Raw genomic sequence first — 23,606 nt, 5'->3', positions numbered from 1 at the left:
GAGGTTTTCTTAACCGCCGCCACAGCTGCGCTTCACGCCCGCCCCGCGCGCGGCGGCGGCACCCGCACGGACCCGCGCCGGGACGCTCAGCCGAGACGGGAGACCTGGTAGTGGCCGATGTACCAGGCGTCGTCCTCGCGGGTCACCAGGACCGAGAGCTTCACGTCCAGCGGGGGCCGGTCCGTGAAGGAGAACTCGACTGCCAGGTAACCGAGAACGACGCCGTCCGCGGGCCGCCTGGTCTCCAGGACGCGGTAGCGGGCCGTCATGCCGAGGGGCTGGGAGGCGTAGTACGCGGCGACGCCCTGGCGTCCGACGCTGTACGGATGCAGCCCCTGGAAGACGGCGTCCTCGGTGAACTGGGCGGCGACGCGCTCCGGTTGGTGCGCGTCGACCGCCGCCTTCCACCGGTCGAGCACTCCGGCCAGGATCTCCGTGTCGTCCGTCGTGGTGGTCATGTCCGCTCCTCGCTGTGGGATATGACGTGCCGTCAGCGTGTGGTGCCGGTCAGTGGCCGGCGCTCATGCCGCCGTCGACGTGCAGGATCTCGCCGGTGACGAACGGCGCGTTCTCCAGGAAGAGCACCGCGTCGACGATGTCGCCGACTTCACCCATCCGGCCCACCGGGTGCAGCGCGGCGAGGAAGTCGTGGGTCTCCGCCGCGTGCATGGGCGTCTTGATGGTGCCGGGCGACACGGCGTTCACCCGGATGCCGCGGCCGGCGTACTCGATCGCCAGGGACTTGGTCGCGGACTGCAGGCCGCCCTTGGTCAGCGAGGCGAGGACGGAGGGGACCCTGGCGTCCGCGCTGTCGACCAGGCTGGTGGTCACGCTGACGATGTGCCCGCCGCCCTGGGCGAGCAGGTGCGGCAGGGCCTGCTGGGTGAGGTGGAAGAAGCCGTCCATGTTGATGCCGGTCACGGCCGCGTAGTCGGCCGCCGTGTACTCGGTGAAGGGCTTCGCCACGAAGATGCCCGCGTTGTTGACCACGGTGTCGATGCGGCCGAAGCGCTCGATGGCGGCGGCCACGACCCGCTCGGCGGTGGCCGGATCGGCGATGTCGCCCCGCACGGTCAGCACACCGGCGTCGTCGGCGGGCTCGATGCCGCGCGAGGTGGCGACGACGGCGTGCCCGAGCTTGCGGTATCCCTCGACGAGGGCGGCTCCGATGCCCTGCGAGGCACCGCTGACGATGGCGACCTTCTGGTTCTGGATGCTCATGATGACCTTCCTCCGGTGGGTGACCGGTACTAGCCGACCGGTCGACTATTCAGAAGGTAGGTCGTGCCGTCCCGAGGGGCCAGGACTGCCTTCCTCCGTACTGGGAGGCACAGGCTCCCAGGCCCGCTCAGCCGGGAAGCGCGTACGGGTCGCCGGCCGGCAGCCAGGCGTCCGGGGCGTGGACGCCGAGTTCGCCGACCTCGTCGCACAGGGCGTCGACGACGGCCAGCACTCCGGCCCGGTCCTCGTTCGCCCGCCGGACCAGGGACCACGTCCAGTAGATCTTCGGCGCCACGATCTCCCGGCGGACCAGGTCGGGCGGGAGCGCGGCGGTCTGGCCCTTCGGCGAATTGACGACCGGGCGGGTGCAGCGGCGGACGTGGTCGAAGAAGGCGGGCCCGGTGACGGCGCCGTCGGAGATGCGCACGGCGCGGGCGCCGACGGCCCGGGTCAGCTCCTCGGCGTATCCGTTCCAGGAGGCCCAGGAGGTGGTGTCGTCGTCGATGAGGACGTCGGTCTCGCGGGCCGGCACGTCACCGGTGTCGCTCCCCTTGGCCACGGCGTACAGCCGGTCCGCGCCGAGCAGCCGGGCCCGCAGTCCGAGCCGTTCGAGGTCGTCGGCCGGCACCCGGCAGACGGCCAGGTCCAGGCTGCCGTCGGCGACCCTGGCGGCCTGGGTGTGGGAGGGCGCGACCCAGGCGTCCAGGTGCAGCCGGGCCACCGCCGCCGTCCGCGACATCAGGTCCGGGGGAAGCCAGTTGACGTACCCGAGCCGCACGGACTGCGAGCCCGACAGGAGGCCCGCGCGGCGCTTGAGGTCGTCGGCCCGCTCCAGCAGGACCCGGGTGTGCGGGAGCAGGGCGGCTCCGGCCGGGGTGAGCGAGACCGAGCGGCGGTCCCGTTCGAACAGCCGCACGCCCAGGTCCCGTTCGAGAGCCTTGATCTGCTGCGAGAGCGAGGGGCCCGCGATGAGCAGCCGCTCGGCGGCCCGCCCGAAGTTCAGCTCCTCGGCGACCGCGACGAAGTACCGCAGCTGGCGCAGTTCCACGGGCGTCATGCTACGCGCGGTGGGAGGCAGGGCCTCCCAGCAGCTAGGCGGCCGGTAGTGGCACCGCGGTCCCGGACGGCGCACGATGAAGGCACCGAGAACAGAAGGAGCGCACCGTGCGAGAGTTCCTGGTCGAGATCACCACCACCGTCCCCGAGGGTACGGACCAGGAGGAGGTCGACCGGCGACGGGCCGCGGAGGCCGTCCGCGCGGGCGAACTGGCGGCGGCCGGCCACCTGGTCCGGCTGTGGCGCCCGGTGGGCGAGTTGCGGAGCATCGGCGTCTGGCGCGCCGGCGACGAGGCGGAACTCCACGAGAAGGTCCTCGGCACCCTGCCGCTGCGCCCGTGGATGACGCTGACCGTCACCCCGCTGGAGTCCCACCCGAACGACCCGGGCCGGGTCGACGGCACCCGATGACCCCCACGTCCGCCCGGAGCCATGCCGCCAGGGCGGGTGCGGCGCTCGCCGCGGGCATGGGCGTCGGCCGCTTCGTGTACACGCCGATCCTGCCCCTCATGCAGGCCCGGGCGGGCCTGTCCGCGGCCGCCGGAGCGCACCTGGCCACCGCCAACTACGCCGGCTACCTCGTCGGCGCGCTCGCCGGCACCCTGGCCCCGGCGCTGGTCCGGTCCCGTGCGGTGCTGCGCGGATCACTGCTCCTGCTGACCGCCTCGCTCGCCGCGATGCCGCTCCCCCGCAGCACGGTGCCGTGGGTGCTGCTGCGACTGCTGGCGGGAGGGGCCAGCGCCCTGGTGTTCGTGGTCGCGGCCGCCGCCGTGCTGCACCATCTGCGGGAGCACCCGGCGCACCTGTCCGGCTGGTCCTTCGGCGGGGTGGGCGCCGGCATCGCGCTGTCGGGGCTGCTGGTGCTGGCCCTGCGGCCGGTCGCCGACTGGCGGGCCGCCTGGTGGGCCGCCGCCGCGCTCGCCGGGGTGCTGACCGCGCTCTCCTGGAACCTGCGGCCCGAGGACCCGCCGGCCGGACCGGCACGGGGGCCTGCGGCGACCGCCGGGACCCACCGCTGGTTCGGCGCCCTGTTCGTCAGCTACTTCCTGGAGGGCGTCGGCTACATCGTCGCGGGCACCTTCCTGGTCGCGGCCATCGGCCAGGACTCCCCCGGCTGGGTCGGCAGCGGCGCGTGGGTGCTGGTCGGGCTGGCCGCCGTGCCGTCCGCGGCGCTGTGGGCCCGGCTCGGGCGCAGGTGGTCAAGGCCCGGTCTGCTGCTCACCGCGCTGGTGGTGCAGGCGGCCGGTATCGCGCTGCCCGCGGTGACCGGGAGCACGGCCGCCGCCCTCGGCTCGGCGGTGCTGTTCGGCGCGACGTTCCTGGGCGTGAGCACCCTGGCCCTGGCCACCGGGGCGCACCTGCGCTTCCCGCGCTCCGTGGCGCTGCTGACCGCCGGGTACTCCGTGGGACAGATCCTGGGCCCGCCGGCCGTCGCCCCGCTGCTGCGGCACGGCTATCACCAGGCCCTGCTGCTGGCCGCCGCGGTGGTCGTCGCGGCGGCCGCGGCCGCGGCGGTGCTGCGGATCGGCTTCCCGCACCACCTGGGCACGGAATCCACGGAACAGGTACGACGGCCGCGGCCGGCCGGGGCCACGGGCTCCTAGGACACGCGACCCCGGTCATCCGTGCCCGGGGCCACGCGTGCCGGGGCCGTGCGTGCCTGGGCGGGGGTCGCCGTCGCCCCGAGCAGTGCCCGGCAGTTCTGCCACAGCGGGCCGAGACGTCCGGTGTTGTTGTACAGCTTGGCGAACATCACCTGTCCCTCCAGCTGGGCCACCACCGCGCGGGCCGCCTCCCCGGGGTCGGTGACCGTGACCTCACCGCGCTCGCGGGCCTCGGCGATGACGGACTCCACCATGCCGACCTGCGCGTCGAAGATCTCCTGGAGCCGCTCGCGGACCGCCTCGGTCTGGTTGCTGAGCTCCAGGGTGAGGTTCCCGAACAGGCAGCCCGACACCGTGCCGCAGCCCTCCTGCGCGACGCGCTGCCCGGCCTCCGTCTCCTCGAACAGATCCCGCAGCCGCCTCAGCGGTTCCGCCTCGCCGGTCAGGACACGCGCCCAGGCACGCTCCTGGGCCGCCCAGTGCTCGTCGACGACGGCGAGCGCGAGGGCCTCCTTGGACGCGAAGAAGTAGTAGAAGCTGCCCTTCGGCACCCCGGCCGCCGCGCAGATCTCGGCCACGCCGAGCGCCGAGTAGCCGCGGTCCTCGATCAGCGAGCGGGCGGCGTCGAGGATCTTGCGCTTGGCGTCACTCGTACGTCCCATGCCACCAGCGTACGGAAGTACTAGACCGGTCGGCTAGTGTGCCGGACCGTTCCCGGCGTCACAGCAGCGGCAGCCCGTCCGCCTCGCGTCGCTCGATGCGGGCCACCAGCTCCGCCGCCGACGACTTGATGGTCTCCAGACCCGAGCGGCCCCAGGGCCGCGGCGCCACGTCGAGCACGCACACCGTGCCGAGCGCCGTCCCGGTGCTGTCGATGAGCGGGGCACCCAGATAGGAACGGACGCCGAACTCGTCGACGACCGGGTTGCCCGCGAACCGCGGGTAGTCGCTGACGTCCTCGAGGACCAGCGCCTTGCGCCGGACCACCACATGGGGGCAGAACCCGTGGTCGCGGCCCAGCTCGCGGCCCAGCACCGGCGTCGTGCCGTCGGGCCTCACCACCACCGGCGGCGACACGGCCGGCAGGTGCAGCCCGGCGAAGAACTGCCGGTACTCGCCGACGAAGTTGACCATGGCGTACGGCGCCCCGGTGACCTCCGCGAGCCGGTCCGCGTAGGCGTCCAGATCCGGGTCGCGGCGGTCGCCGAGGCCCAGCTGGCCCAGGCGCCGGACGCGCACGGGCGCCTCCTTGTCCTCCGGCGTGAGCAGCAGCCGGCCGGCCGGGCGCGCGGGGTCGTACCTCATGGGCGGACTCCGCCGCCGTGGACGTGGGTCATACAGGGCCTCCGAGGGGTGTGTGGGGTTCACATGTGGGCGCCGTGGCTCGGCGCGGAGACCGGGGCGTGGGCGATGAGATGGCGAACCAGGGTGAGCAGGGTCTGGACGCCCGAGCTGGAGATCCTGGCGTCGCAGCGGACGACCGGGACCTGCGGATCCAGGTCGATGGCGGCGCGCACCTCCTCGGGGTCGTAGCGGTAGGACCCGTCGAACTCGTTGACGGCGACGATGAAGCCGAGGCCGCGCTCCTCGAAGAAGTCGACGGCCGCGAAGCAGTCCTCCAGGCGGCGGGTGTCGGCGAGGACGACCGCGCCGAGCGCGCCCGCGGACAGTTCGTCCCACATGAACCAGAACCGCTCCTGGCCCGGCGTGCCGAAGAGGTAGAGCACGTGTTCGGCGTCCAGGGTGATGCGGCCGAAGTCCATGGCCACGGTCGTCTCGACCTTGTTCTCGATGCCTTCGAGACTGTCGGTCGCGGCGCTCACCGTGGTGAGGAGTTCCTCCGTGGACAGCGGCGCGATCTCGCTGACCGCGCCCACGAAGGTGGTCTTGCCGGCCCCGAACCCACCGGCCACCAGGATCTTCAGCGCGGTGGGGAAGGGGTCACAGCTGTCGTCGTAGTCCATCGAGCACTGCCTCCAGAAGAGACCGGTCAGTGGGGTTGTGGTGGAAGGCGGGGGGCTTGGCGGTGAGCACCCCGCAGTCGACGAGGTCGGAGAGCAGCACTTTGGTGACCACGGCGGGGAGCTTGAGGTGCGCGGCGATCTCGGCGACCGAGACGGGGGCGCGGCACAGGTCCAGGGCCTGTGCGTGCTCGGGGCCGAGGTAGCCGAGGGGGGTGGCTCCGGTGGCCATCACCTGCGACATCAGGTCGAAGGCGATACTGGGCTCGGTGCGGCCGTTGCTGACCGTGAACGGGCGCACCAGGCGTCCGGCCGCGTCGTCCAGCCACGGCCCGTCGCCGGCTGCCGCCACCCTCAAGGCCTCATCGCCGTGGGTTCGACGGGGTGCTGCCGGGGCGCCGTGACGAGGTAGGGGCGGACGCTCTTGACCAGCATCGCCATCTCGTAGCCGAGGACGGCGGCGTCGGCCTCGCGGCCGGCCAGCACGGCGAGGCAGGTGCCGGATCCGGCGGTGGTGACGAACAGCAGCGTCGAGTCGAGTTCGACGACGACCTGCCGGACGTCCCCGCCGTCGCCGAAGCGGACGCCCGCGCTGCGGCCGAGCGAGTACAGACCGGAGGCGAGCGCGGCCATGTGGTCGGCGCTGTCGGGGTCGAGCCCGTGGACGGACTTCACCAGCCCGTCGCAGGACAGGAGCACCGCGCTGGTGGTGTGGGGTACGCGCTGGACGAGGCCGCTCATCAGCCAGTCGAGGTCGGATACCTGGGCGGTCGGCGCATCGCTCGCCATGGTGGATCGACTCCTTGGGGTACGAAGGTCTAAGGGAGCGGTGGGGGTCGTGGTGGGGGTGGGGAGGGTGCTGGTCATCCGGCCGGTGCGCTCCCGTCGGGCCGGGCGTGGCGGTCGGAGGCGTGCAGCGGGCGCAGGATCGGGGCGTGCGCCGGGGCCGGGGACACGGTCGGAGGGTCGGCCGGGGCCGCCGCTGCCTGCGCGGGACCGGTGGGTGCCGGGCCCGGGTGGACCGAGGTCACGCGGCCCAGGGCCGAGTGGCCGGACGCGGTGGCTTCCGTGTGCGTGACGTCGGTGTGGGGGAGATCCGTGTGCGGGGCGCCCGTCTGCGAGAGATCCGTGTGCGGGAAATCCGCGTGCGTGGCGCCCGTGTACGACAGATCCATGTGCACGCCGTCCGCGTGTGTGGCGTGGGACGCGCTGCTCGACACGTCCTCGGTGCGGGCGCCGAACCCGATGACGCCGGACCCGGCGTCGAGCCCCGCGCCGGAGGTGTCGTGCACACCCGTGCCCGGAACGCCCGGGTCGGCGACGCCCGGTCCGGCGACCCCCATGCCGGTCGGGCCGGTGCCGAGGCGGCCCAGGTCGGTGACGCCCGTGCCGTTCAGTCCGGTGGCGAGGGTCTCTCCCCGCGGTCCGCCCACCGGTCCGGCGGCGGTCCGCTGCTCCGGCTGAGCGGCCTCCAGGTGCTGCTGGGCCTCCGCCAGGCCGATGCCGCGTTGGAAGGCGGCCATCAGACCGGGGTCGTGGCCGGCCGTCGTCTCGGAGTCCTGGCGGGGAGCCGGGCCGCCGCGGAGCTGGGGGACGATGTGCTCCTGGGCACGGCGGCGCGGCAGCTGGGGCTTGCCCATGGTGCCGCGCACCGTTCCGACGCGCGGGACGGGCGGGGCGCCGGCGTGCTCGGCGACCGCCGACCGGTCCTCGGGCCGGATGCCCGGCAGGGCCTCGGCGGGGTTGGGCCGGGTCTGGCGGGTGCCGCGCGTCGGCAGTGGCGCGGGTGCGCCGCCGGGCTGCGCGTGCCGGCGCCGTCCGCCGACGGCGGGTGCGGCCGGTCCCGGCTGCGGTGCGGGCCGGCGGTCCGTGGGCGGACCGCCCGGGGCGGCGGCCGGACGGGCGCCGGGTCCGGCGATCGCCGGGGCGGCCGGGGCGGGGGCATCGCCGCCGTCGGATGGACCGAGGGCGTCGGACGGGCGGGTGACGCCGTCGGGTCCGGGCGGCGCGTCCCCGGCGTCGCGCGGCTGCGGTACCGCTCCCGCGCCGCCCGCGGCCGAGCCCAGCAGGCTCTGCGGGACGACGAGAACGGCCTGGACACCGCCGTAGATGTTGCTCTGGAGCCGGACGTGGATGCCGTGGCGGCGGGCGAGCTGGGAGACCACGAAGAGGCCGATGCGGCCGTCGGCCAGCAGGCTGCCGACGTTGACCTGGTCGGGGTCGGCGAGCAGGGCGTTCATCGTGGACTGTTCGCCGACCGGCATGCCGAGTCCGCGGTCCTCGACCTCCACCGCGAGGCCGGAGGTGACGAGGTTGGCGCGGAGCAGCACCTGGGTGTGCGGGGCCGAGAACACCGTGGCGTTCTCGACGAGTTCGGCGAGCAGGTGGATCACGTCGGCGACGGCGTGCCCGCGCAGTTCGCCGTCGATCGGCGGGACGAGTTTGACCCGGGAGTACTGCTCGACCTCGGCGATGGCGGAGCGCAGCACCTCGGTCATGGGGACGGGATTGCTCCACTGCCGCCGGGACACGGCGCCGCCGAGCACGGCGAGGTTCTCGGCGTGCCGCCGGATGCGGGTGGCCAGATGGTCGACGTGGAAGAGCCCCTTGAGCAGGTCGGGGTCCTCGATCTCGTTCTCCAGCTCGTCGAGGATCGAGATCTCCCGGTGCACCAGGGACTGGAGGCGCCGCGCCAGGTTGACGAAGACCTCCAGTTTCTGTTCGCTGCCGGTCTGGCTGGAGAGCTGGGCGGCCTGCACGACGGCGGTGACGGCGCCGTCGTGCGCGCGGGACAGGTCGGCGGCGAGCAGTTCGAAGTCGTCGGCGTCCGCGGGCGGTCCGCCGCGCGACCTGCGCGGGGGCGGGGTCTCGCCGCGGCGCAGCGTCTCGACTAGGGCCAGCAGATCGGCCTCGCCACGGGCGGTGCTGCGGCGCAGCGTCTCGACGCGGTCGCTGACCGAGCGGGCGGCGCGGCCCGCGGCCACGGCGGCGATCACGATGCCCGCGGCCGTCACCGAGACCGCTCCGGTCAGCACGGCCAGCAGGCTGAGGCTGGGCGGGGCCCCGGTGGAGCGCACGGTGAACAGGACGGCCGCACAGCCGCTGAGCGCCACCGCGACCGGCGGCAGCACGGCGAGGCGCATCAGCTGAGGCCGTATGCAGGTCTCGGGCAGCGCGGGAACGGGTCGGGCGACCGGACGTCCGTGCCGGCCGCCCTCACGGCGGTCGGCGCGGGCGGCCGGTGCACGGAGGTGAGACATCTGCGTCCTCGTACTGGTCCGTCGGGCCTGGATCACTCGCGCGGGACGCGCGAGCCGGGCATGCGCCATAGCGGTGCCGGCCGAGGAGACCGCAAAAGTATTCGGCCCCGCGTCGCCCGACGGACACTCACAGTAGTCGCCAACGCATCAGGCGCGGTGGGCAGTTGACAAAGTCCCCCGGCGGCGGTCCCGCTCTGGTATGAGCCGTCGCACGAAGGACCGAAAAGGTTTCTCGAAACCTCGCCCCTGAATGACCAGCACCTGATCCGACCTGCTCAGAATCGGTCAGAGACGGAGAGCGCGGACCGGCACACCCGCCCCACCGCTTCTCCCCCGCACCCCCGGACCCGCACCGTCCGGACGGGCCCGCCGGGACGGCCGGACGGCCCGCCAGGGCCTCACCGCCGCCCTGCCGTCACCCCGCCATCACCCCGCAGAACATCACCCACGGTGACCGCCTCCGTCGCGGTCACCGGGCTCCGCGGGTGTGCTCACTTCACGAGATCGTCCGCGTCCGGCGTCACCGCTTCGCCGGCCGGGCCGAGGTCCCGCTGCCCGGCCTCGCTCCGCGGCGGGACGGCCGTGCGCCACGGCCGGGCGACCGGCGCCGACACCTCGCGCCACCACGGGCTGACGGGCACCGTGCCGGACGGCTCGAACGGCTCGCCGGGCCGGGGCAGGGCCACCGCCTGGCCGGCGCCGTCGCCGGCGTCCTTGGTCCACTCCCCCGGCTCGGCCCAGGCGTGCGGGGCGAGGTTGAAGGTGCCCCAGTGGATCGGCAGCAGCACGCCGTGCGGACCGCCGCCCTGCAGGTCGAGGTGGGCGCGCATGCCCTCCGCGGGCGTCATGTGTATGTCGGGCCAGAACTCGCTGTACGCGCCGATCTGGATCATCGTCACGTCGAAGGGCCCGTGGTCGGCGCCGATCTCCTTGAAGCCGTCGAAGTAACCGGTGTCACCGCTGTGGTAGATCCGGTGCCGCTCGCCCGCGACGACCCAGGACGCCCACAGGGTGTGCTGGGTGTTGCGCAGCCCTCGGCCGCAGAAGTGGCGGGCGGGGGTCGCCGTCAGGGTGAGGCCGCCGACCTCGGTCACCTCGTGCCAGTCCAGCTCGCGCAGCCGGTCGGCGGGGACGCCCCAGTGTTCGAGGTGCGCGCCGACCCCGAGCGGCACCGCGAAGAGGGTGTCCGTGCCGGCCAGTGCCTTGATCGTGGGCAGGTCGAGGTGGTCGTAGTGGTCGTGCGAGATCACCACGACGTCGACCGGGCCGAGCGCGGCCAGCGGCAGCGGCGCCGGGTGCAGCCGCTTGGGTCCGGCGAACGGGAACGGTGAGCAGCGCTCGCCCCAGACGGGGTCGAAGAGGACGCGGTGTCCGTCGATCTCCGCGAGGACGCTGGAGTGCCCCATCCAGGTCACCCGCAGTCCGCTCGCGGCGGGCCGGGCGAGGTCGGCGACGGTGGTGGGGTGCACCGGGACGGTGCCCCGCGGAGCGCGGCGGACGCGCTGCTCCTTCTCGAAGTAGGTCCTGGCGAATTCGAGCATCGAGCCCGAGGGCCGGGTGCGCGCGGTGCCGCCCGGGTTCTGGAAGACACCGTCCTTGAAGTGCGGTGAACCCTGGATACGGGCCATGCGCTCGCCGCCGGGTTCCACGCCGAAGGCGGCGGGCCGCGGCACGCGGAGCCCGGAGCTCTGGGAACGCGGACGGGTCACGGTACCTCCAGTGGTGTGGCGGGGTCCTCCATTATGGTCGGCCCCTCGGGTGGTCGGCGTTGACACCCCGCCACCCAGATCCTGATACTGAACCACTGTTCAGTAACACCCTCTCCTTCGCGAACCTCCCGGGAGCCACCATGGCCGCTCCACTGATGTCTCTCGTCTGGACCGACCACGTCACCGGACGGCAGGGCTTCCTGGTCGTCGACCGGCTGGTGCGGGGCGTGGCCAGCGGAGGCCTGCGGATGCGGCCGGGCTGCACCCTGGAGGAGGTCACCGGCCTGGCACGCGGCATGACGATGAAGGAGGCCCTGCACTACGACCCCACGGGCCGCTACGTCCCCCTCGGCGGCGCCAAGGGCGGCATCGACTGCGATCCGCAGGACCCCGGGGCGTACGCCCTGCTGGTCCGCTACCTGCGCGCCATGCGGCCGCACGTGGAGAGCTTCTGGACCACCGGCGAGGACCTCGGGCTGACCCAGGACCTGGTGGACCGGGCGGCCGCCGAGGCGGGGCTGGTCTCCTCGATCCAGGCCGTGTACCCGCTGCTCGACGACGAGGCCGCGGCCCGGCGGCGGCTGGCGGACGCCTTCGCCATCGAGGTGGACGGGATCGGCCTGGACGAGCTGGTGGGGGGCTGCGGAGTCGCCGAGTCGGCGCTGGCGGCCCTGGACCGGGCCGGGGTGCCGTACCCGGGGACACGGGTCGCGGTGCAGGGGCTGGGCACGATGGGCGGGGCCACGGCGCGTTTCCTCTCGCGGGCGGGGCTGACCGTGGTGGCCGTCGCGGACGTCAAGGGCACGATCGCCAATCCGTCGGGGCTGGACGTCGAGGCGCTGCTGCGCGCCCGGGACGCCTACGGCACCGTCGACCGCTCGGTGCTGCGCCCGGACGATCTCGAACTGCCGGGTGAGGCGTGGCTGTCCGCCGACGCGGAGGTGCTGGTGCCTGCCGCGGTCTCGTACGCCGTCGACACGTCCAACGAGCACCTGGTCACCGCCCGCTGGATCGTGGAGGCGGCCAACATGCCCGTCCTGCCGGAGGCGGAGGAGCGGCTCGCGGCGCGCGGGGTGACCGTGCTGCCGGACGTGGTGGTCAACTCGGGCACGAACGCGTGGTGGTGGTGGACCCTGTTCGGCGACATCGGCGCGGACGCGGACGAGGCGTTCGCGCACACCCGCCGCTCGATGCGGGCCCTGGTGGGGCTGATGCTGGATCGCGCCGCGTCCGACGGCACGACCCCGCGGGCCGCGGCCCACGCCGTGGTGGCCGACCGCCTGCCGGTGATCGCGGAACGGTTCGGCTGGTACCGGTGACCGTGACGGTCCGTCCGGGGGAGCCCGGTGACGCGGAGGCCGTGCGCGCGATCCGCAACGACGCGATCGCGCACTCGACGGCGCCGTGGACCTCGGCCCCGCGGTCTCCCGCGGCGGCGGCGGCCTGGCCGGCCGCGCATCTGGCGCGCGGCTCCGCGTTCGTGGCGGAAGTGGCGGGCGAGGTGGCCGGATTCGCGGTGTACGGCCCGTGGCGCGAGCTGGACGGCTACCGGTCACGGCGGAGGACTCGGTCTGCGTCCGTGCGGAGCGGCACGGGCTCGGCATCGGCTCCGCGCTCCTGGCGGCCCTCGTCGCCGCGGCGCGCGAGTCGGGCCACCACGCCATGATCGCCGGTGTCGAGGCGGAGAACACCGCCTCCGTCCGGCTGCACCGGCGGTTCGGCTTCGAGCACGCGGGGACGGGGCGGGAGGTGGGCGTCAAGTCCGGCCGGCGGCTGGATCTCACGCTCATGCGCCTGCCGCTGGGCGGGGACGGCGACACGCCCGGGGGCGGGACCGTCTAGGGTGACCGCGTGGCGAGAGTGCGGTTGAGCGTGGCCGAACGGCGTGAGGAACTGCTGCGGGCGGCCATCGAGCAGATCGAGGCGCGGGGGGTGGCGGCGGTGCGGATCGCCGACGTCGCCTCGGCCCTCGGCGTGAGCAACGCACTGGTGCTGTACCACTTCTCGACGAAGGAGAAACTGGTCGCCGCGGCCTTCGCCTACGCCGCCGAGGACGACCTGGCCCATCTGCGCAAGCTGCTGGGCCGCCGCACGTCGGCGTCGCGCCGGCTGCGGGCGGCGGTGCGCTGGTACGCGCCGACCGGGCAGGCCAAGGGCTGGCGGCTGTGGATCGAGGGCTGGGCGGTGGCGCTGCGCGAACCCGCCCTGCGGGACGTCGCCAAGCGGCTGGACCAGCAGTGGAAGGCGGCCATCGCCGAGGTCGTCGCCGAGGGCGTGGCCACCGGCGAGTTCCGGTGTCCCGATCCGGCGGCCGCGGCGCTGCGTCTGACCGCCCTGCTCGACGGGCTCGCCGTCCAGCTCACCTCCTACCCGGGCGCCCTGTCTCGGGCGCGGGCGCAGGAGTGGGTCGACGAGGCGCTGGCGCGCGAAGTGGGGCTGGAGCAGGACGCATGAGGGGCGGCCCGCGCGCGGGCCGCCCCTCGTCCGCTTCCGTGCCGTCAGGCCACGGAGGCGATCCGCATCCTGATGTCGTCCGGGGACAGCGCCCCCTTGGCGGTCACGTGGTCGCCCGAGGACTCGCCGCGCAGCCGCCGGCCGATCCACGGCACCAGGTACTCACGGGCCCACTGCACGTCGTCGCGGCGGATCTCCAGGGTGCCGCGGGGCGGCAGCAGCGGCCACGGCTGGTCCGGGTCGGCCGGCACCTCGAGGCCGAGCGCCTGACCGGCCCGCAGCGCCACCCGGGTGTGCCCCTCGGGAGACAGGTGCAGCCGGTCGCCGTCCCAGGCCCGCCGGTCCTGCACGGTCTTCAGGGACCACAGGTCGAGCACCGGGCAGCCGTACCGGTCGGCGACGGCGCGGACATGGCCGTTGTAGGTGGCGATCTTGCCGCGCAGATGCTTGAGGACCGGCACGCCCCGGGTGTCGAAGCCGGTGGTCACCAGGACCGTCCCGACGGCCTCGGTGAGCCGGGCCACGGCCCGCTCGAACCGCTCGGCCACCTCGTCGGGGTCGGTGCCGGGGCGGATGATGTCGTTGCCGCCCGCGCTGAAGGAGACCAGGTCCGGGGCGAGTTCGACGGCTCGCGGCAGTTGGTCCGCCACGATCTGGTCGAGCAGTTTCCCGCGCACCGCGAGGTTGGTGTAGTCGAAGTCGCCCTCGGGCCGCCGGTCCGACAGCAGGACCGCGAACCGGTCCGCCCAGCCGACGAAGGCCCCGTCGGGGCCGGGGTCGCCGACGCCCTCGGTGAAGCTGTCCCCCACCGCCACGTACGACCCGATCACTGATGCCTTGTCACTCTTCGAATCGTCTGCCACGTCGGACCATGATTCACCTCGGGCTGTGACCTACGCGACCGTAATAAGGGGTTGACTGCCGGTGATATAAGACACTTGTAAATAGTCGGCCAATCCAGGAATAAGCCCCTGATCAGGCGCGTTGACGCGTCGATCGCCCGAAGGCCGGACCCGGGGATCGGGGTCCGGCCTTCGGAGTGCGTGGCGCACGGGAGGTGTCGACGGGTCAGCCGACGGTCACGCCCTTCGAGCGGAGGTAGCCGACCGGGTCGAGGTCGGAACCGTAGTCCGGGGTGGTCCGTATCTCGAAGTGCAGGTGCGGGCCGGTGACGTTGCCGGTGGCGCCGGAGAGGCCGATCCGCTGACCGGCGGTCACGGTCTGGCCGGGCGAGACGGAGAGCGCCGAGAGGTGGCCGTACTGCGCGTAGTAGCCGTCGGCGAGCCTGATGACGACCTGGTTGCCGTAGGCGCCGCCCCAGCCGGCCGTCACGACCGTGCCCTCGCCGACGGCCTTGACCGGGGTGCCGGTCGGGACGACGAAGTCGACACCGGTGTGGTAGCCGCTGGACCACATGCTGCCGGCGACGTGGTAGCGGGTGCCGAGGGTGCCGCCGGTCACCGGGAGGGTGAAGCCGGAGACGGCCGTCGTCGACGCGTCCGAGGAGGCCGCCGGGTCCGAGGACGGCGCCGAGGGGGCGTGGGACCGCGAGGGCGCCGGCGTCTCGGGCCGGGAGTCCCGGTCAGGGCGGTCGGCCGCGGCGTGCCGGCCGCCGAGCGCGAGCTCGAGACCGGGGTGGATCAGCGAGGGGTCGCCGCCGACCGCCTGCCGGTTGTCGGCGTAGAGCCGCTGCCAGCCGCCGGGCACGTCGTGCTCGGAGGCGATCTTCGAGAGGCAGTCGCCGGACACCACGGTGTAGACGCGGTGCGTGGAATTCCCGGTGCCTGAATTACGGTCGGCGGCTTTCCGCGCGACCGTCTTCGCGACGGTCGGAATCGACTGCGTGGCCTTTTCGGAAACGGTCTGCGTGGTGGCCGCGTGGGCGCCGGTGGCCCCCATGAGCGGCAGGGCCAGCGCGGCGCCGCCGGTTCCGGCGACGGCCATCGAGCGCGTGAGGCGCTGGGACTTGGGACGGCGGTGCTTACCCTTCGCGGGCATGACACATTCCTCTCCGGCGCCTGCGAGGTGAGCTGTCGGGTTCGGGCTGGAGCTGCCCGGCCACGCGGGAAGACGTGGCTACACCCCTAGCCGTCCCGGGAACCGGAACAGGCGGTCATACCTGGTGGGTCCCCCGCTCCTGCCGGGCACGGGTGAGTGTGTGTGGGGACTCCGGTCGGCGGCAGGATTCGGCGTTCCGTCCGGATGCGTGGTGAACGTAAGCGAGCAGGACGCACACGAACAAGAGCCCGGTTCCGTCCGTCCTGGTTTCACGTGATCCGTTACGGGAATTCCCGGTCACTCTCCGTGAATTCCCGTCCCGCCCCGACCGTCAATCACCCGGAAAGGCACCGGAATTACGTGAGCATGACGCGCGACGGACGGTCACGGATATGACGCTCCTCACGCACGTCCCACCACGTCCGCTTATTCCAGAACTAGTCGGAATGAAAACACTACTTCGGACATATGGCTCAGATGCGACGGAGCCGGACAACCGTCGCATCCAGGTCGCCGCGCAGTTCCGTGCGCAACCCGTGGTGCAACAGCACGGCCCCGCGGAGTATTTCGCCCGTGTCCCGGTCTTCGTACGACGCCTCCGGGTCGAGCCCCTGGAGCCGCAGGGCGGGCATCGGCTCGCCGTAGCTCTGGGCCTGGAGCCAGGCGAGCACCACGGTCTCGTCGCCGAGGGTGTACTGCACCGCGCTGAGCCCGCCGGCCGGCGGCCGCAGCCGGAACTGGTCGCCGCGCTGCACCAGGGGCCGGATGTCCTTGTAGAGCTCCACCCAGCGGGCCGCCTCCGCCAGCTCCTCCTCGGTCCACCGCGAGAGGTCGCCGCCGACACCGAGAGCGCCCGCCATGGAGCTGACGAAGCGGAAGCGCAGGCTGCTGACCCGGCCGTTGAGCTGGTGGTTCGGACTGTCGGTCACCCAGGCGGACATGACCCGGGCCGGATGGATCTGGCTGAAGCCGTGCTGGATGGCGAGCCGGTCCAGCGGGTCGGTGTTGTCGGAGGTCCACACCTCGTCGGTGCGGCTCATGATGCCGAGGTCGATCCGGCCGCCGCCGCCGGAGCAGGACTCGATGGCGACGTCCGGGTGGGCCGCCCGGATCCGGTCGATCAGGGCGTACAGCCCGCGGACGTGGTCGACCCACAGCCGCTGCGGGTACGGCTCGCCGGGCCAGCCCGCGTCCGTGAAGCAGCGGTTGAAGTCCCATTTCACGTAGTCGATCGGAGCGCTGGACAGCAGGGTGTCCAGCTGCTCCCACAGGTATTCCCGCACGTCCTCGCGGGCGAGGTTGAGGACGAGCTGGTTGCGGAGTTCCGTCCGCCTGCGCCCCTGCTGGAACTGCACCCAGTCGGCGTGGGCGCGGTACAGGTCGCTGTCCGCGTTGACCATCTCGGGCTCGACCCAGATGCCGAACTGCATGCCGAGGGCGTGCACGTGGTCGCCGAGCGGCTTGAGGCCCTCGGGGAAGCGGTCCGGGTTGGGCGTCCAGTCGCCGAGGCCCGCGCGGTCGCTGGTACGGGCGCCGAACCAGCCGTCGTCGACCACGAACAGTTCGACACCGATCGCGGCGGCCCGCCGGGCGAGGGTGGCCTGCTGCTCCTCGGAGATGTCGAAGGTGGTGGCCTCCCAGGAGTTGAACAGCACCGGCCGGTCCCGGCCGGCGTCCGGGATGACGTACGCCCGCTGGTAGGCGTGCCAGGCACGGCTGGCGCCGCCGAAGCCGCCGTCGCTCCACAGGCCCGCGAAGACCGGGCTGGTGTAGGACTCGCCCTCGGCCAGCATCAGAAGGCCCGAGTCGTCGTAGCCGGCGCCGCCGGTGATCTGCACGCGGGCGTCGGGGAGTTGGGCGACGGCGATCCGCCAGGAGCCGGACCAGCCGAGCGCGCAGCCCCAGACCTCGCCGCGCTCCTCGGTGGCGTCGGTGTCGAGGGCGACCCAGGGCAGGTGCTGGTGGCTGGTGTGGCCGCGGCGGCTGCCGATCACCTTCTCGCCGTAGGTGAGCGGGGCGCGGGTGAGGCGGGACTCGGCGGCCCAGCGGCCGTGCAGCTGGGAGAGGCGCCAGCCCTCGCGGTCCGGGAGCGTCCAGGCGGCCGGGTCGGCCCGCAGCAGCTCCAGGGGCGCGTGCGCCCGGTTGTCGACGGTCACCCAGCGTTCGACGACGTCGCCGCGCATCCGGTAGTGCAGGGTGAGGAGGATCCCCGCGTCGTTGAACCGCAGGCGCAGTCCGTCACCGTCCGCGCCGTCGTCGGTCTCGTACGACTCGAAGACCCACTCGGTGCCGCGGCGCTCCTCGGTGCGCACGGACAGGGCGGGGCGGACGAACCGCGGGCCGCCCTCGACGGGGTACTCCTCGCGGCCGTCCAGCGGGGACTCGAAGGCCCAGTAGGCGGGCAGCGCCCGGGTGCTGAGCTGCTCGGCGTCGGCGAGCCGGATCCTCGGGCCCCAGTGCAGGTGGAGCAGCTCGTCGTCCTCCGTGAGATGCAGCGCGTAGCTGCTGCCGGGGCCCGACAGGAGCCAGGTACGACCGTTATCGGCGATGTCCACCACGAGAAACCTCACACAGGTGCCAACAGATCCGCTCAAGCACCAACATCATCAAGGGCGTGGGGCCCTGGAGGCAACGGCTGTGGACAACTCATTGCCCGTGGAAACCGATGTCGTATGGTCGATCCAGTGCCCGCCGGCGAGCAGCGCCGACGGGACCGGCCGGGAGGAGCCCCCGTGACGCAGCAGGTCCCGTCGACCGAGCCCGAGCTGGCCGGGGTCCGCAACTTCCGCGACGTGGGCGGCCTGCCGACCGTGGACGGGCGCCGGGTCCGGCACGGCGTGCTGTTCCGCAGCGGGCACCTGGCGCACGCCACGGAACAGGACACGGAGTTCCTGGCCTCCCTCGGCCTGCACACGATCTTCGACTTCCGCAACGCGGCCGACCAGAAGCTGGAGGGCCCGGACGTCGAGCTGCCCGGCGTCCGGAACCTGAACCTGCCGCTGACCGACCCGGCACACGGCGCCGAGTTCTGGACGATGGTCCGCGAGGGCGACACCGAGCAGCTGCGCGGACTCCTCGGCGACGGCAAGGCCGCCCACCGGATGGTCACCTCGTACCGCACGATCGTCAGGGACCGCACCGCGGAGCACTCGCGCGTGCTGCACGACCTCGCCGAGGACAGCGTCCCGGCGCTGATGCACTGCGCGGCCGGCAAGGACCGGGCCGGCGTCTCGATAGCCGTGACCCTCCTCGCGCTCGGCGTGGAGCGGGACGCGATCCTCGCCGACTACCTGGAGTCCAACGCCAAGCACCGCCGCTACAAGGTGCGGCGCAGCGGCGGCGGGGACAGCGCCTACGGCCCCGAGGTGATGGAGCTGCTGAGCCCGCTCTTCGACGCCCGGGCGGAGTACCTGACGGCGGCCTTCGAGAGCATCGAGGAGACGTGGGGCGACGTCGACACCTACCTGGAGCAGGGCCTCGGAGTCACCCCGCGCACCCGCGAGCGGCTGCGCGCACGCCTCCTCGACTGAGGCCGGGCCGTCACGGGAGCGCTCAGCCCTTGCCGCCCACGGCGAACAGCAGGTAGAGGAAGGCGGCGAAGACGTGGCCGACGGCGATGTAGATGATGAGCCGGACCCACAGGGCCCGGGGGAACTTCTCCTCGATGTTGCTCACGGCAGCTCTCCAGTGATCGGCCCCAGGCACAGCGCGGCCAGGGGACTCTGCAGCAGGGTGTGGACGAACAGGAGCTCGACGCCGTCGTGGTCCTCGGCGGCGAGCCGGTGCGGGGTGAGCGAGTCGAAATGGGCGCTGTCGCCCGCGGCGAGGACGTGGGTGGTGTCACCGAGGCGCAGCCGGAGCCGGCCGCTCAGGACGTACAGCCACTCCTCGCCGGGGTGCACCCGCACGATGTCGCCCTGGGATCCGTGGGGCACCCGGACGCGCAGCGACTGCATGCCGCGGCCGGAAGCCCCGGCCTGCCAGTACGTCCAGCCGCCGGCCCGGGTCGGTTCCATGTCGCCGGCGCGCACGATCGCGTGCTGGTCGGCGACGCTCTCTCCCAGCAGTTCCGATACCGTCGTACCGTAGACACGAGCGAGTGCGAGCAGCATCGGCAGCGACGGCTGGCGCTGCCCGGTCTCCAGCCGGGAGAGATGCGCGGCCGACAGTCCGGCGTCGCGTGCCGCGGCCTCCAGGGTGAGGCCGGCGCGACGGCGCAGGGACCGCAGCTGCGGAGCGACGGCGGGCAGATCCTCGACCGGACCGCCCGCCCGCCCGTTCTCGGAGGCGTTCATGCCTCTATTCAGCCGCACATTTGCCTGTGCGGCAATTTTCTTGCCTCAGAGACAAAAAGCTAGCGGTTGGCGACCGCCTGCCTGACGAGGGTCTTGCCGAAGTCCCACATCAGGCCGCCGCCGCTGTGGGCGTCGTCCATGACGTCCGTGAAGGCGGCCACGAACCGGTCCGCGTCCGCCTCGTCGACGACGAGCGGCGGGATCAGCTTGATGACCTCCAGGTGGTCGCCGGAGACCTGGGTGAGGATGCGGTGGCGCTGGAGCAGCGGTACGACGACCATCTGCGCGAACAGACCCTTGCGGGCGGCCTGGAGCATGGTCCAGCGGCTGCGGAGCTTCAGCGAGCTGGGCCTGCCGAACTCGATGCCGATCATCAGCCCCCGGCCGCGCACGTCGGCGAGCAGCTCGTAGGTGTCGATCAGCTCGGTGAGCCGTGTCCTGAGCCGGTCCCCGACGGCCCGGGCGTTCGCGACGATCTGGTCGTTCTCCATGACGGAGAGGACGGCGAGACCGGCCGCCATCGCCTGGGCGTTGGCACCGAAGCTCGCCGAGTGGACCAGCACCCGGTCCATGGACGAGTAGACCTTCTTGAAGATCCAGTCCTTGCCGAGCGTCGCGCCCACGGGGACGTACCCGCCGGACAGGGCCTTCGCCACGCACACCAGGTCCGGCTCGACACCGTCCTCGTGCTGGTAGGCGTAGAAGTCGCCGGTACGGCCGAGGCCGGTCTGCACCTCGTCGGCGATCAGCAGTGCCTTGTGCCGGCGCAGCAGTTCCTGGGCGCCGCGCAGGTAGCCGGGCGGCGCCTCGTGCACGCCCTTGCCCTGGATGGGCTCGACGATCAGAGCGGCGACGTCGCCCTTCCTCAGCTCGCGTGCCAGGGCGTCGAGATCGCCGAGGGGGACGGCCGTGTCGGGCAGCAGCGGGGCGAAGCCGTCCCGGAAGCCGTCCTCGCCGTTGACCGACAGCGAGCCGGTGGTCAGGCCGTGGAAGGCGTGGTCGCAGTAGAGGACGCGGGGTCTGCCGGTGGCGAAGCGGGCGAACTTCAGCGCGGTCTCGACCGCCTCGGTGCCGCTGTTGCCGAAGAACACCCGGTCCAGGTGCGGGCTGTGGGCCAGCAGCCGCTCGGCGAGCAGTCCCGGCAGCGGCTGGCAGTCGAAGCGGGTGAGGTCGGCCAGTTGCGCGTCCAGGACGTCGTGCAGGGCCTTGCGGACGACGGGGTGGTGCCGGCCCAGGCCCATCACCCCGAACCCGGCGAGCATGTCCAGGTAGTCGTTGCCGTCCTCGTCCCAGAAGTGGGCACCCTCGGCGCGCTCGTAGACCTTGTCGAAGCCGATGGTGTGCAGCATGCGCGGCAGTTGGTGGTTCAGGTACTTGGCATGCAGCTCGTAGCGCTCACCGCCACGCTCGGCCAGCAGCGCGCCGAGGTCGAACTCCGTGCTCATCGCTTCTCCTTGTGAGCGCCGTCGGAGACGGCGCCCTCGGCTGTGGCGCCCCGCAGAGGCACGGGGCTGCGTTCGATCTGCGGCTGCCGCCGCGCGGGCGCGACCCGCCCGGACGGACCCGCACCCGTCGAACGGCCGCCCGCGGCACCCTCGTGGGCGCTCTCGGCCCCCCGCCCCGCGAGGCTCGCTCCGACGCGGCCCGCGATCTCCACCGGTGTCAGGCCGATGTCGGCCAGCACCTCCCCCCGCTTGGCGTGCGGGAGGAACTGCTCGGGAATCCCGAACCTCCGCACCGGCACGTCCACCTCCGCGTCACCGAGCGCGAGCGCGACCGCCGAACCGACACCGGCGGCGCGGCTGTTGTCCTCGACGACGGCGACCAGCTCGTGCTGGGCCGCCAGCACCGGCAGCGCGGGGTCCACGGGCTTGACCCAGCGGGGGTCCACGACCGTGCACGCGATGCCCCGGGCGGCCAGCAGTTCCGCGGCCTGGAGGCAGACCGGCGCCATCACGCCGACCGCGACCAGCAGCACCCGGGCGTCGGCTCCACAGTGCAGCACGTCCAGGCCGCCGATCCGGTCGACCGCCGGGATGTCCGGGCCCACCGACTCCTTCGGGAAGCGCACCAGGGTGGGCGCGTCGTCCACGGCGACCGCCTCGCGCAGTTGGAGGCGCAGCTGCGCGGCGTCGCGCGGGGCGGCGATCCTGAGGCCCGGGACCACCTGGAGCACGGACATGTCCCACATGCCGTTGTGGGAGGCGCCGTCGACGCCCGTGACGCCCGCCCGGTCCAGGACGAACGTCACCCCGCACCGGTGCAGCGCCACGTCCATCAGCAGCTGGTCGAAGGCACGGTTCAGGAAGGTGGCGTAGACGGCGACCACCGGGTGGAGGCCGCCGGTCGCGAGGCCGGCCGCCGAGACCGCCGCGTGCTGCTCGGCGATGCCGACGTCCCAGACCCGGCCCGGAAAGCGCGCCGCGAACGGGCCCAGGCCGACCGGGTGCAGCATGGCCGCGGTGATCGCCACGATGTCGTCGCGTTCCTCGCCGATCCGGACGATCTCGTCGCCGAACACCGAGGTCCAGGTGGGCCCGCCGGACGGTGCGAGGGGCTCGCAGGTGAGCGGGTCCATCACGCCGACGGTGTGGAAGCGGTCCTCGTCGTGGGCGAGGGCGGGTTCGTAGCCGCGGCCCTTCTCCGTGAGGCAGTGCACGAGCACCGGCCCGTGGAAGCGTTTCGCCCGCCGGAGCGCGGACTCGACGGCTCTGATGTCGTGGCCGTCGATCGGGCCGACGTACTTGAGGCCCAGGTCCTCGAACATGCCCTGCGGGGCGAAGGCGTCCTTGAAGCCCTTCTTGGCGCCGTGCAGGGACTCGTAGAGGGTGCCGCCCACCAGCGGGGTGCGCAGGAGCACGTCCTTGCCCCAGGCCAGCGCCCTCTCGTAGCCGTCGGTGGTGCGCAGGGTGGCCAGGTGGTTGGCGAGGCCGCCGATGGTCGGGGCGTAGGAGCGTTCGTTGTCGTTGACGACGATGATCAGCGGCCGGTCCTTGGCGGCCGCGATGTTGTTCAGCGCCTCCCAGGCCATCCCGCCGGTCAGGGCGCCGTCGCCGATCACCGCGACGACATGGCCCTTCTCCCCTTGCACCTGCCGTGCCTTGGCCAGGCCGTCGGCCCAGCCGAGCGCCGTGGAGGCGTGGCTGTTCTCGATGACGTCGTGCTCGGACTCCTCGCGGGACGGGTACCCGGACAGCCCGCCCTTGCCGCGCAGCTTGGAGAAGTCCTGGCGGCCCGTCAGCAGTTTGTGCACGTAGCTCTGGTGACCGGTGTCCCACAGGATGCGGTCGGCCGGGGACTCGAAGACCCGGTGCAGTGCGACGGTCAGTTCCACGACTCCCAGGTTGGGGCCGAGGTGACCGCCGGTCCTGGCGACCGCGTGCACCAGGAACTCACGTATTTCTTCAGACAGTTCGCGAAGTTCCGCCTCGGACAGCGCCTTCAGGTCGCGTGGTTGCCGGATGGTCTCCAGAATCGTCACGCTCGGCCCCCTCTCGGTCCGTGCTGTTCAGCTCACGGTGACGGCGGGCGTTCCGGACCCGGCCCCGTCCTGCTCCATCTGCTCTGCGATCTTCATCGCTTCCTCGATGAGGGTCTCCACGATCTTGGACTCGGGGACGGTCTTGATGACCTCGCCCTTGACGAAGATCTGGCCCTTGCCGTTGCCGGAGGCCACGCCGAGGTCGGCCTCGCGGGCCTCCCCGGGCCCGTTCACGACGCAGCCCATGACGGCGACGCGCAGCGGCACCTCCATGCCCTCCAGACCGGCCGTCACCTCGTCGGCCAGCTTGTAGACGTCGACCTGGGCGCGGCCGCAGGACGGGCAGGAGACGATCTCCAGGCGCCGCTGCCTGAGGTTGAGGGACTCCAGGATCTGGATACCGACCTTGACCTCCTCCGCGGGCGGCGCGGACAGCGACACCCGGATGGTGTCGCCGATGCCGCGGGAGAGCAGGGCGCCGAAGGCGACGGCCGACTTGACGGTGCCCTGGAAGGCGGGGCCGGCCTCGGTGACGCCGAGGTGCAGCGGGTAGTCGCACTGCGCGGC

Annotated in this window: 24 protein-coding genes and 1 riboswitch; of the genes, 6 read left to right on the top strand and 18 right to left on the bottom strand. The window is 72.9% G+C overall.

The window, feature by feature from the left end:
- Positions 1-86 precede the first annotated feature (86 nt).
- The 3 genes from ACIRQ9_RS38995 to ACIRQ9_RS38985 all read right to left on the bottom strand — a co-directional run bounded on the left by ACIRQ9_RS38995 (position 87) and on the right by ACIRQ9_RS38985 (position 2,278).
- Positions 87-458 (bottom strand): YybH family protein, encoded by a 372-nt coding sequence (locus ACIRQ9_RS38995; protein ID WP_404185119.1) that lies wholly within the window; start codon positions 456-458, stop codon positions 87-89.
- A gap of 49 nt (positions 459-507) precedes the next feature.
- Entirely contained in the window at positions 508-1,221 is a 714-nt protein-coding gene (locus ACIRQ9_RS38990; RefSeq protein WP_404185116.1) for an SDR family NAD(P)-dependent oxidoreductase, read from the bottom strand.
- 127 nt (positions 1,222-1,348) lie between these two features.
- Positions 1,349-2,278 (bottom strand): LysR family transcriptional regulator, encoded by a 930-nt coding sequence (locus ACIRQ9_RS38985; protein WP_404185113.1) that lies wholly within the window; start codon positions 2,276-2,278, stop codon positions 1,349-1,351.
- Positions 2,279-2,385: 107 nt separating this feature from the next.
- Between ACIRQ9_RS38985 and ACIRQ9_RS38980 the strand changes: the two genes are divergently transcribed.
- Both ACIRQ9_RS38980 and ACIRQ9_RS38975 read left to right on the top strand, forming a co-directional pair.
- Entirely contained in the window at positions 2,386-2,688 is a 303-nt protein-coding gene (locus tag ACIRQ9_RS38980) for a muconolactone Delta-isomerase family protein (protein ID WP_404185110.1), read from the top strand.
- Positions 2,685-3,881, top strand: coding sequence for a YbfB/YjiJ family MFS transporter (locus tag ACIRQ9_RS38975; RefSeq protein WP_404185107.1), 1,197 nt, complete (start codon positions 2,685-2,687; stop codon positions 3,879-3,881). The genes ACIRQ9_RS38980 and ACIRQ9_RS38975 overlap by 4 nt, the downstream gene beginning before the upstream one ends.
- Here ACIRQ9_RS38975 and ACIRQ9_RS38970 read toward each other — a convergent pair.
- From ACIRQ9_RS38970 to ACIRQ9_RS38940, 7 genes are all read right to left on the bottom strand, one after another.
- Positions 3,878-4,543 (bottom strand): TetR/AcrR family transcriptional regulator, encoded by a 666-nt coding sequence (locus ACIRQ9_RS38970; RefSeq protein WP_404185104.1) that lies wholly within the window; start codon positions 4,541-4,543, stop codon positions 3,878-3,880. The genes ACIRQ9_RS38975 and ACIRQ9_RS38970 overlap by 4 nt on opposite strands.
- A gap of 58 nt (positions 4,544-4,601) precedes the next feature.
- Positions 4,602-5,186: a GAF domain-containing protein gene (locus tag ACIRQ9_RS38965; RefSeq protein ID WP_404185101.1), complete on the bottom strand. Its 585-nt coding sequence runs from the start codon at positions 5,184-5,186 to the stop codon at positions 4,602-4,604.
- A gap of 59 nt (positions 5,187-5,245) precedes the next feature.
- Complete coding sequence (locus ACIRQ9_RS38960; RefSeq protein ID WP_404185097.1) at positions 5,246-5,845, bottom strand: GTP-binding protein; 600 nt, start codon at positions 5,843-5,845, stop codon at positions 5,246-5,248.
- Positions 5,823-6,194: a DUF742 domain-containing protein gene (locus ACIRQ9_RS38955; RefSeq protein ID WP_404185094.1), complete on the bottom strand. Its 372-nt coding sequence runs from the start codon at positions 6,192-6,194 to the stop codon at positions 5,823-5,825. The genes ACIRQ9_RS38960 and ACIRQ9_RS38955 overlap by 23 nt, the downstream gene beginning before the upstream one ends.
- 2 nt (positions 6,195-6,196) lie before the next feature.
- Complete coding sequence (locus ACIRQ9_RS38950; protein ID WP_351935502.1) at positions 6,197-6,631, bottom strand: roadblock/LC7 domain-containing protein; 435 nt, start codon at positions 6,629-6,631, stop codon at positions 6,197-6,199.
- 74 nt (positions 6,632-6,705) lie between these two features.
- Positions 6,706-9,102: a sensor histidine kinase gene (locus tag ACIRQ9_RS38945; RefSeq protein WP_404185091.1), complete on the bottom strand. Its 2,397-nt coding sequence runs from the start codon at positions 9,100-9,102 to the stop codon at positions 6,706-6,708.
- Between the two features lie 491 nt (positions 9,103-9,593).
- Positions 9,594-10,811: an MBL fold metallo-hydrolase gene (locus ACIRQ9_RS38940; protein WP_404185088.1), complete on the bottom strand. Its 1,218-nt coding sequence runs from the start codon at positions 10,809-10,811 to the stop codon at positions 9,594-9,596.
- A 140-nt stretch (positions 10,812-10,951) separates the two neighbouring features.
- On the opposite strand from ACIRQ9_RS38940, the gene ACIRQ9_RS38935 reads away from it, so the two are divergent.
- The 3 genes from ACIRQ9_RS38935 to ACIRQ9_RS38925 all read left to right on the top strand — a co-directional run bounded on the left by ACIRQ9_RS38935 (position 10,952) and on the right by ACIRQ9_RS38925 (position 13,265).
- Complete coding sequence (locus tag ACIRQ9_RS38935; RefSeq protein WP_404185085.1) at positions 10,952-12,130, top strand: Glu/Leu/Phe/Val dehydrogenase dimerization domain-containing protein; 1,179 nt, start codon at positions 10,952-10,954, stop codon at positions 12,128-12,130.
- Positions 12,131-12,338: 208 nt separating this feature from the next.
- Positions 12,339-12,653: a GNAT family N-acetyltransferase gene (locus ACIRQ9_RS38930; protein ID WP_404185082.1), complete on the top strand. Its 315-nt coding sequence runs from the start codon at positions 12,339-12,341 to the stop codon at positions 12,651-12,653.
- A gap of 9 nt (positions 12,654-12,662) precedes the next feature.
- Positions 12,663-13,265 carry a TetR/AcrR family transcriptional regulator gene (locus tag ACIRQ9_RS38925; protein ID WP_404185079.1) on the top strand — a complete coding sequence of 201 codons (603 nt, stop codon included), beginning with the start codon at positions 12,663-12,665 and terminating at the stop codon, positions 13,263-13,265.
- A gap of 44 nt (positions 13,266-13,309) precedes the next feature.
- Here ACIRQ9_RS38925 and ACIRQ9_RS38920 read toward each other — a convergent pair whose 3' ends face one another.
- The 3 genes from ACIRQ9_RS38920 to ACIRQ9_RS38910 form a co-directional block, all read right to left on the bottom strand.
- Positions 13,310-14,095 (bottom strand): SGNH/GDSL hydrolase family protein, encoded by a 786-nt coding sequence (locus tag ACIRQ9_RS38920; RefSeq protein WP_404185151.1) that lies wholly within the window; start codon positions 14,093-14,095, stop codon positions 13,310-13,312.
- A 238-nt stretch (positions 14,096-14,333) separates the two neighbouring features.
- A complete protein-coding gene (locus ACIRQ9_RS38915; protein ID WP_404185076.1) occupies positions 14,334-15,263 on the bottom strand; it encodes a peptidoglycan DD-metalloendopeptidase family protein in 930 nt (309 codons plus the stop codon).
- Between the two features lie 2 nt (positions 15,264-15,265).
- A riboswitch (cyclic di-AMP (ydaO/yuaA leader) is annotated at positions 15,266-15,428 on the bottom strand.
- Positions 15,429-15,736: 308 nt separating this feature from the next.
- Positions 15,737-17,821, bottom strand: coding sequence for an alpha-galactosidase (locus ACIRQ9_RS38910; RefSeq protein ID WP_404185148.1), 2,085 nt, complete (start codon positions 17,819-17,821; stop codon positions 15,737-15,739).
- Between the two features lie 174 nt (positions 17,822-17,995).
- Between ACIRQ9_RS38910 and ACIRQ9_RS38905 the strand changes: the two genes are divergently transcribed.
- Complete coding sequence (locus tag ACIRQ9_RS38905) at positions 17,996-18,793, top strand: tyrosine-protein phosphatase (protein ID WP_404185073.1); 798 nt, start codon at positions 17,996-17,998, stop codon at positions 18,791-18,793.
- A gap of 22 nt (positions 18,794-18,815) precedes the next feature.
- Here the strand turns inward: ACIRQ9_RS38905 and ACIRQ9_RS38900 are convergent, their stop codons facing one another.
- From ACIRQ9_RS38900 to ACIRQ9_RS38880, 5 genes are all read right to left on the bottom strand, one after another.
- On the bottom strand, positions 18,816-18,938 hold the full coding sequence (locus tag ACIRQ9_RS38900; protein WP_123972047.1) for a DUF6126 family protein: 123 nt from the start codon (positions 18,936-18,938) through the stop codon (positions 18,816-18,818).
- Positions 18,935-19,558 (bottom strand): helix-turn-helix domain-containing protein, encoded by a 624-nt coding sequence (locus ACIRQ9_RS38895; RefSeq protein WP_404185069.1) that lies wholly within the window; start codon positions 19,556-19,558, stop codon positions 18,935-18,937. Before ACIRQ9_RS38895 ends, ACIRQ9_RS38900 begins: the two co-directional genes overlap by 4 nt.
- Before the next feature lie 59 nt (positions 19,559-19,617).
- Positions 19,618-21,003 carry an aspartate aminotransferase family protein gene (locus ACIRQ9_RS38890; protein WP_404185066.1) on the bottom strand — a complete coding sequence of 462 codons (1,386 nt, stop codon included), beginning with the start codon at positions 21,001-21,003 and terminating at the stop codon, positions 19,618-19,620.
- Positions 21,000-23,039 (bottom strand): 1-deoxy-D-xylulose-5-phosphate synthase, encoded by a 2,040-nt coding sequence (dxs, locus tag ACIRQ9_RS38885; protein WP_404185063.1) that lies wholly within the window; start codon positions 23,037-23,039, stop codon positions 21,000-21,002. Before dxs ends, ACIRQ9_RS38890 begins: the two co-directional genes overlap by 4 nt.
- A 27-nt stretch (positions 23,040-23,066) precedes the next feature.
- The coding region (locus ACIRQ9_RS38880; RefSeq protein WP_404185060.1) for a flavodoxin-dependent (E)-4-hydroxy-3-methylbut-2-enyl-diphosphate synthase at positions 23,067-23,606 on the bottom strand (540 nt) is incomplete at its 5' end.

The sequence above is a fragment of the Streptomyces sp. NPDC101237 genome (assembly GCF_044767465.1).
In the GTDB taxonomy this organism is placed as follows: Bacteria; Actinomycetota; Actinomycetes; order Streptomycetales; family Streptomycetaceae; genus Streptomyces; species Streptomyces gramineus.
Note: the sequence above shows the minus strand (reverse complement) of the source record. Positions and strands in the feature narration are given on the sequence as shown.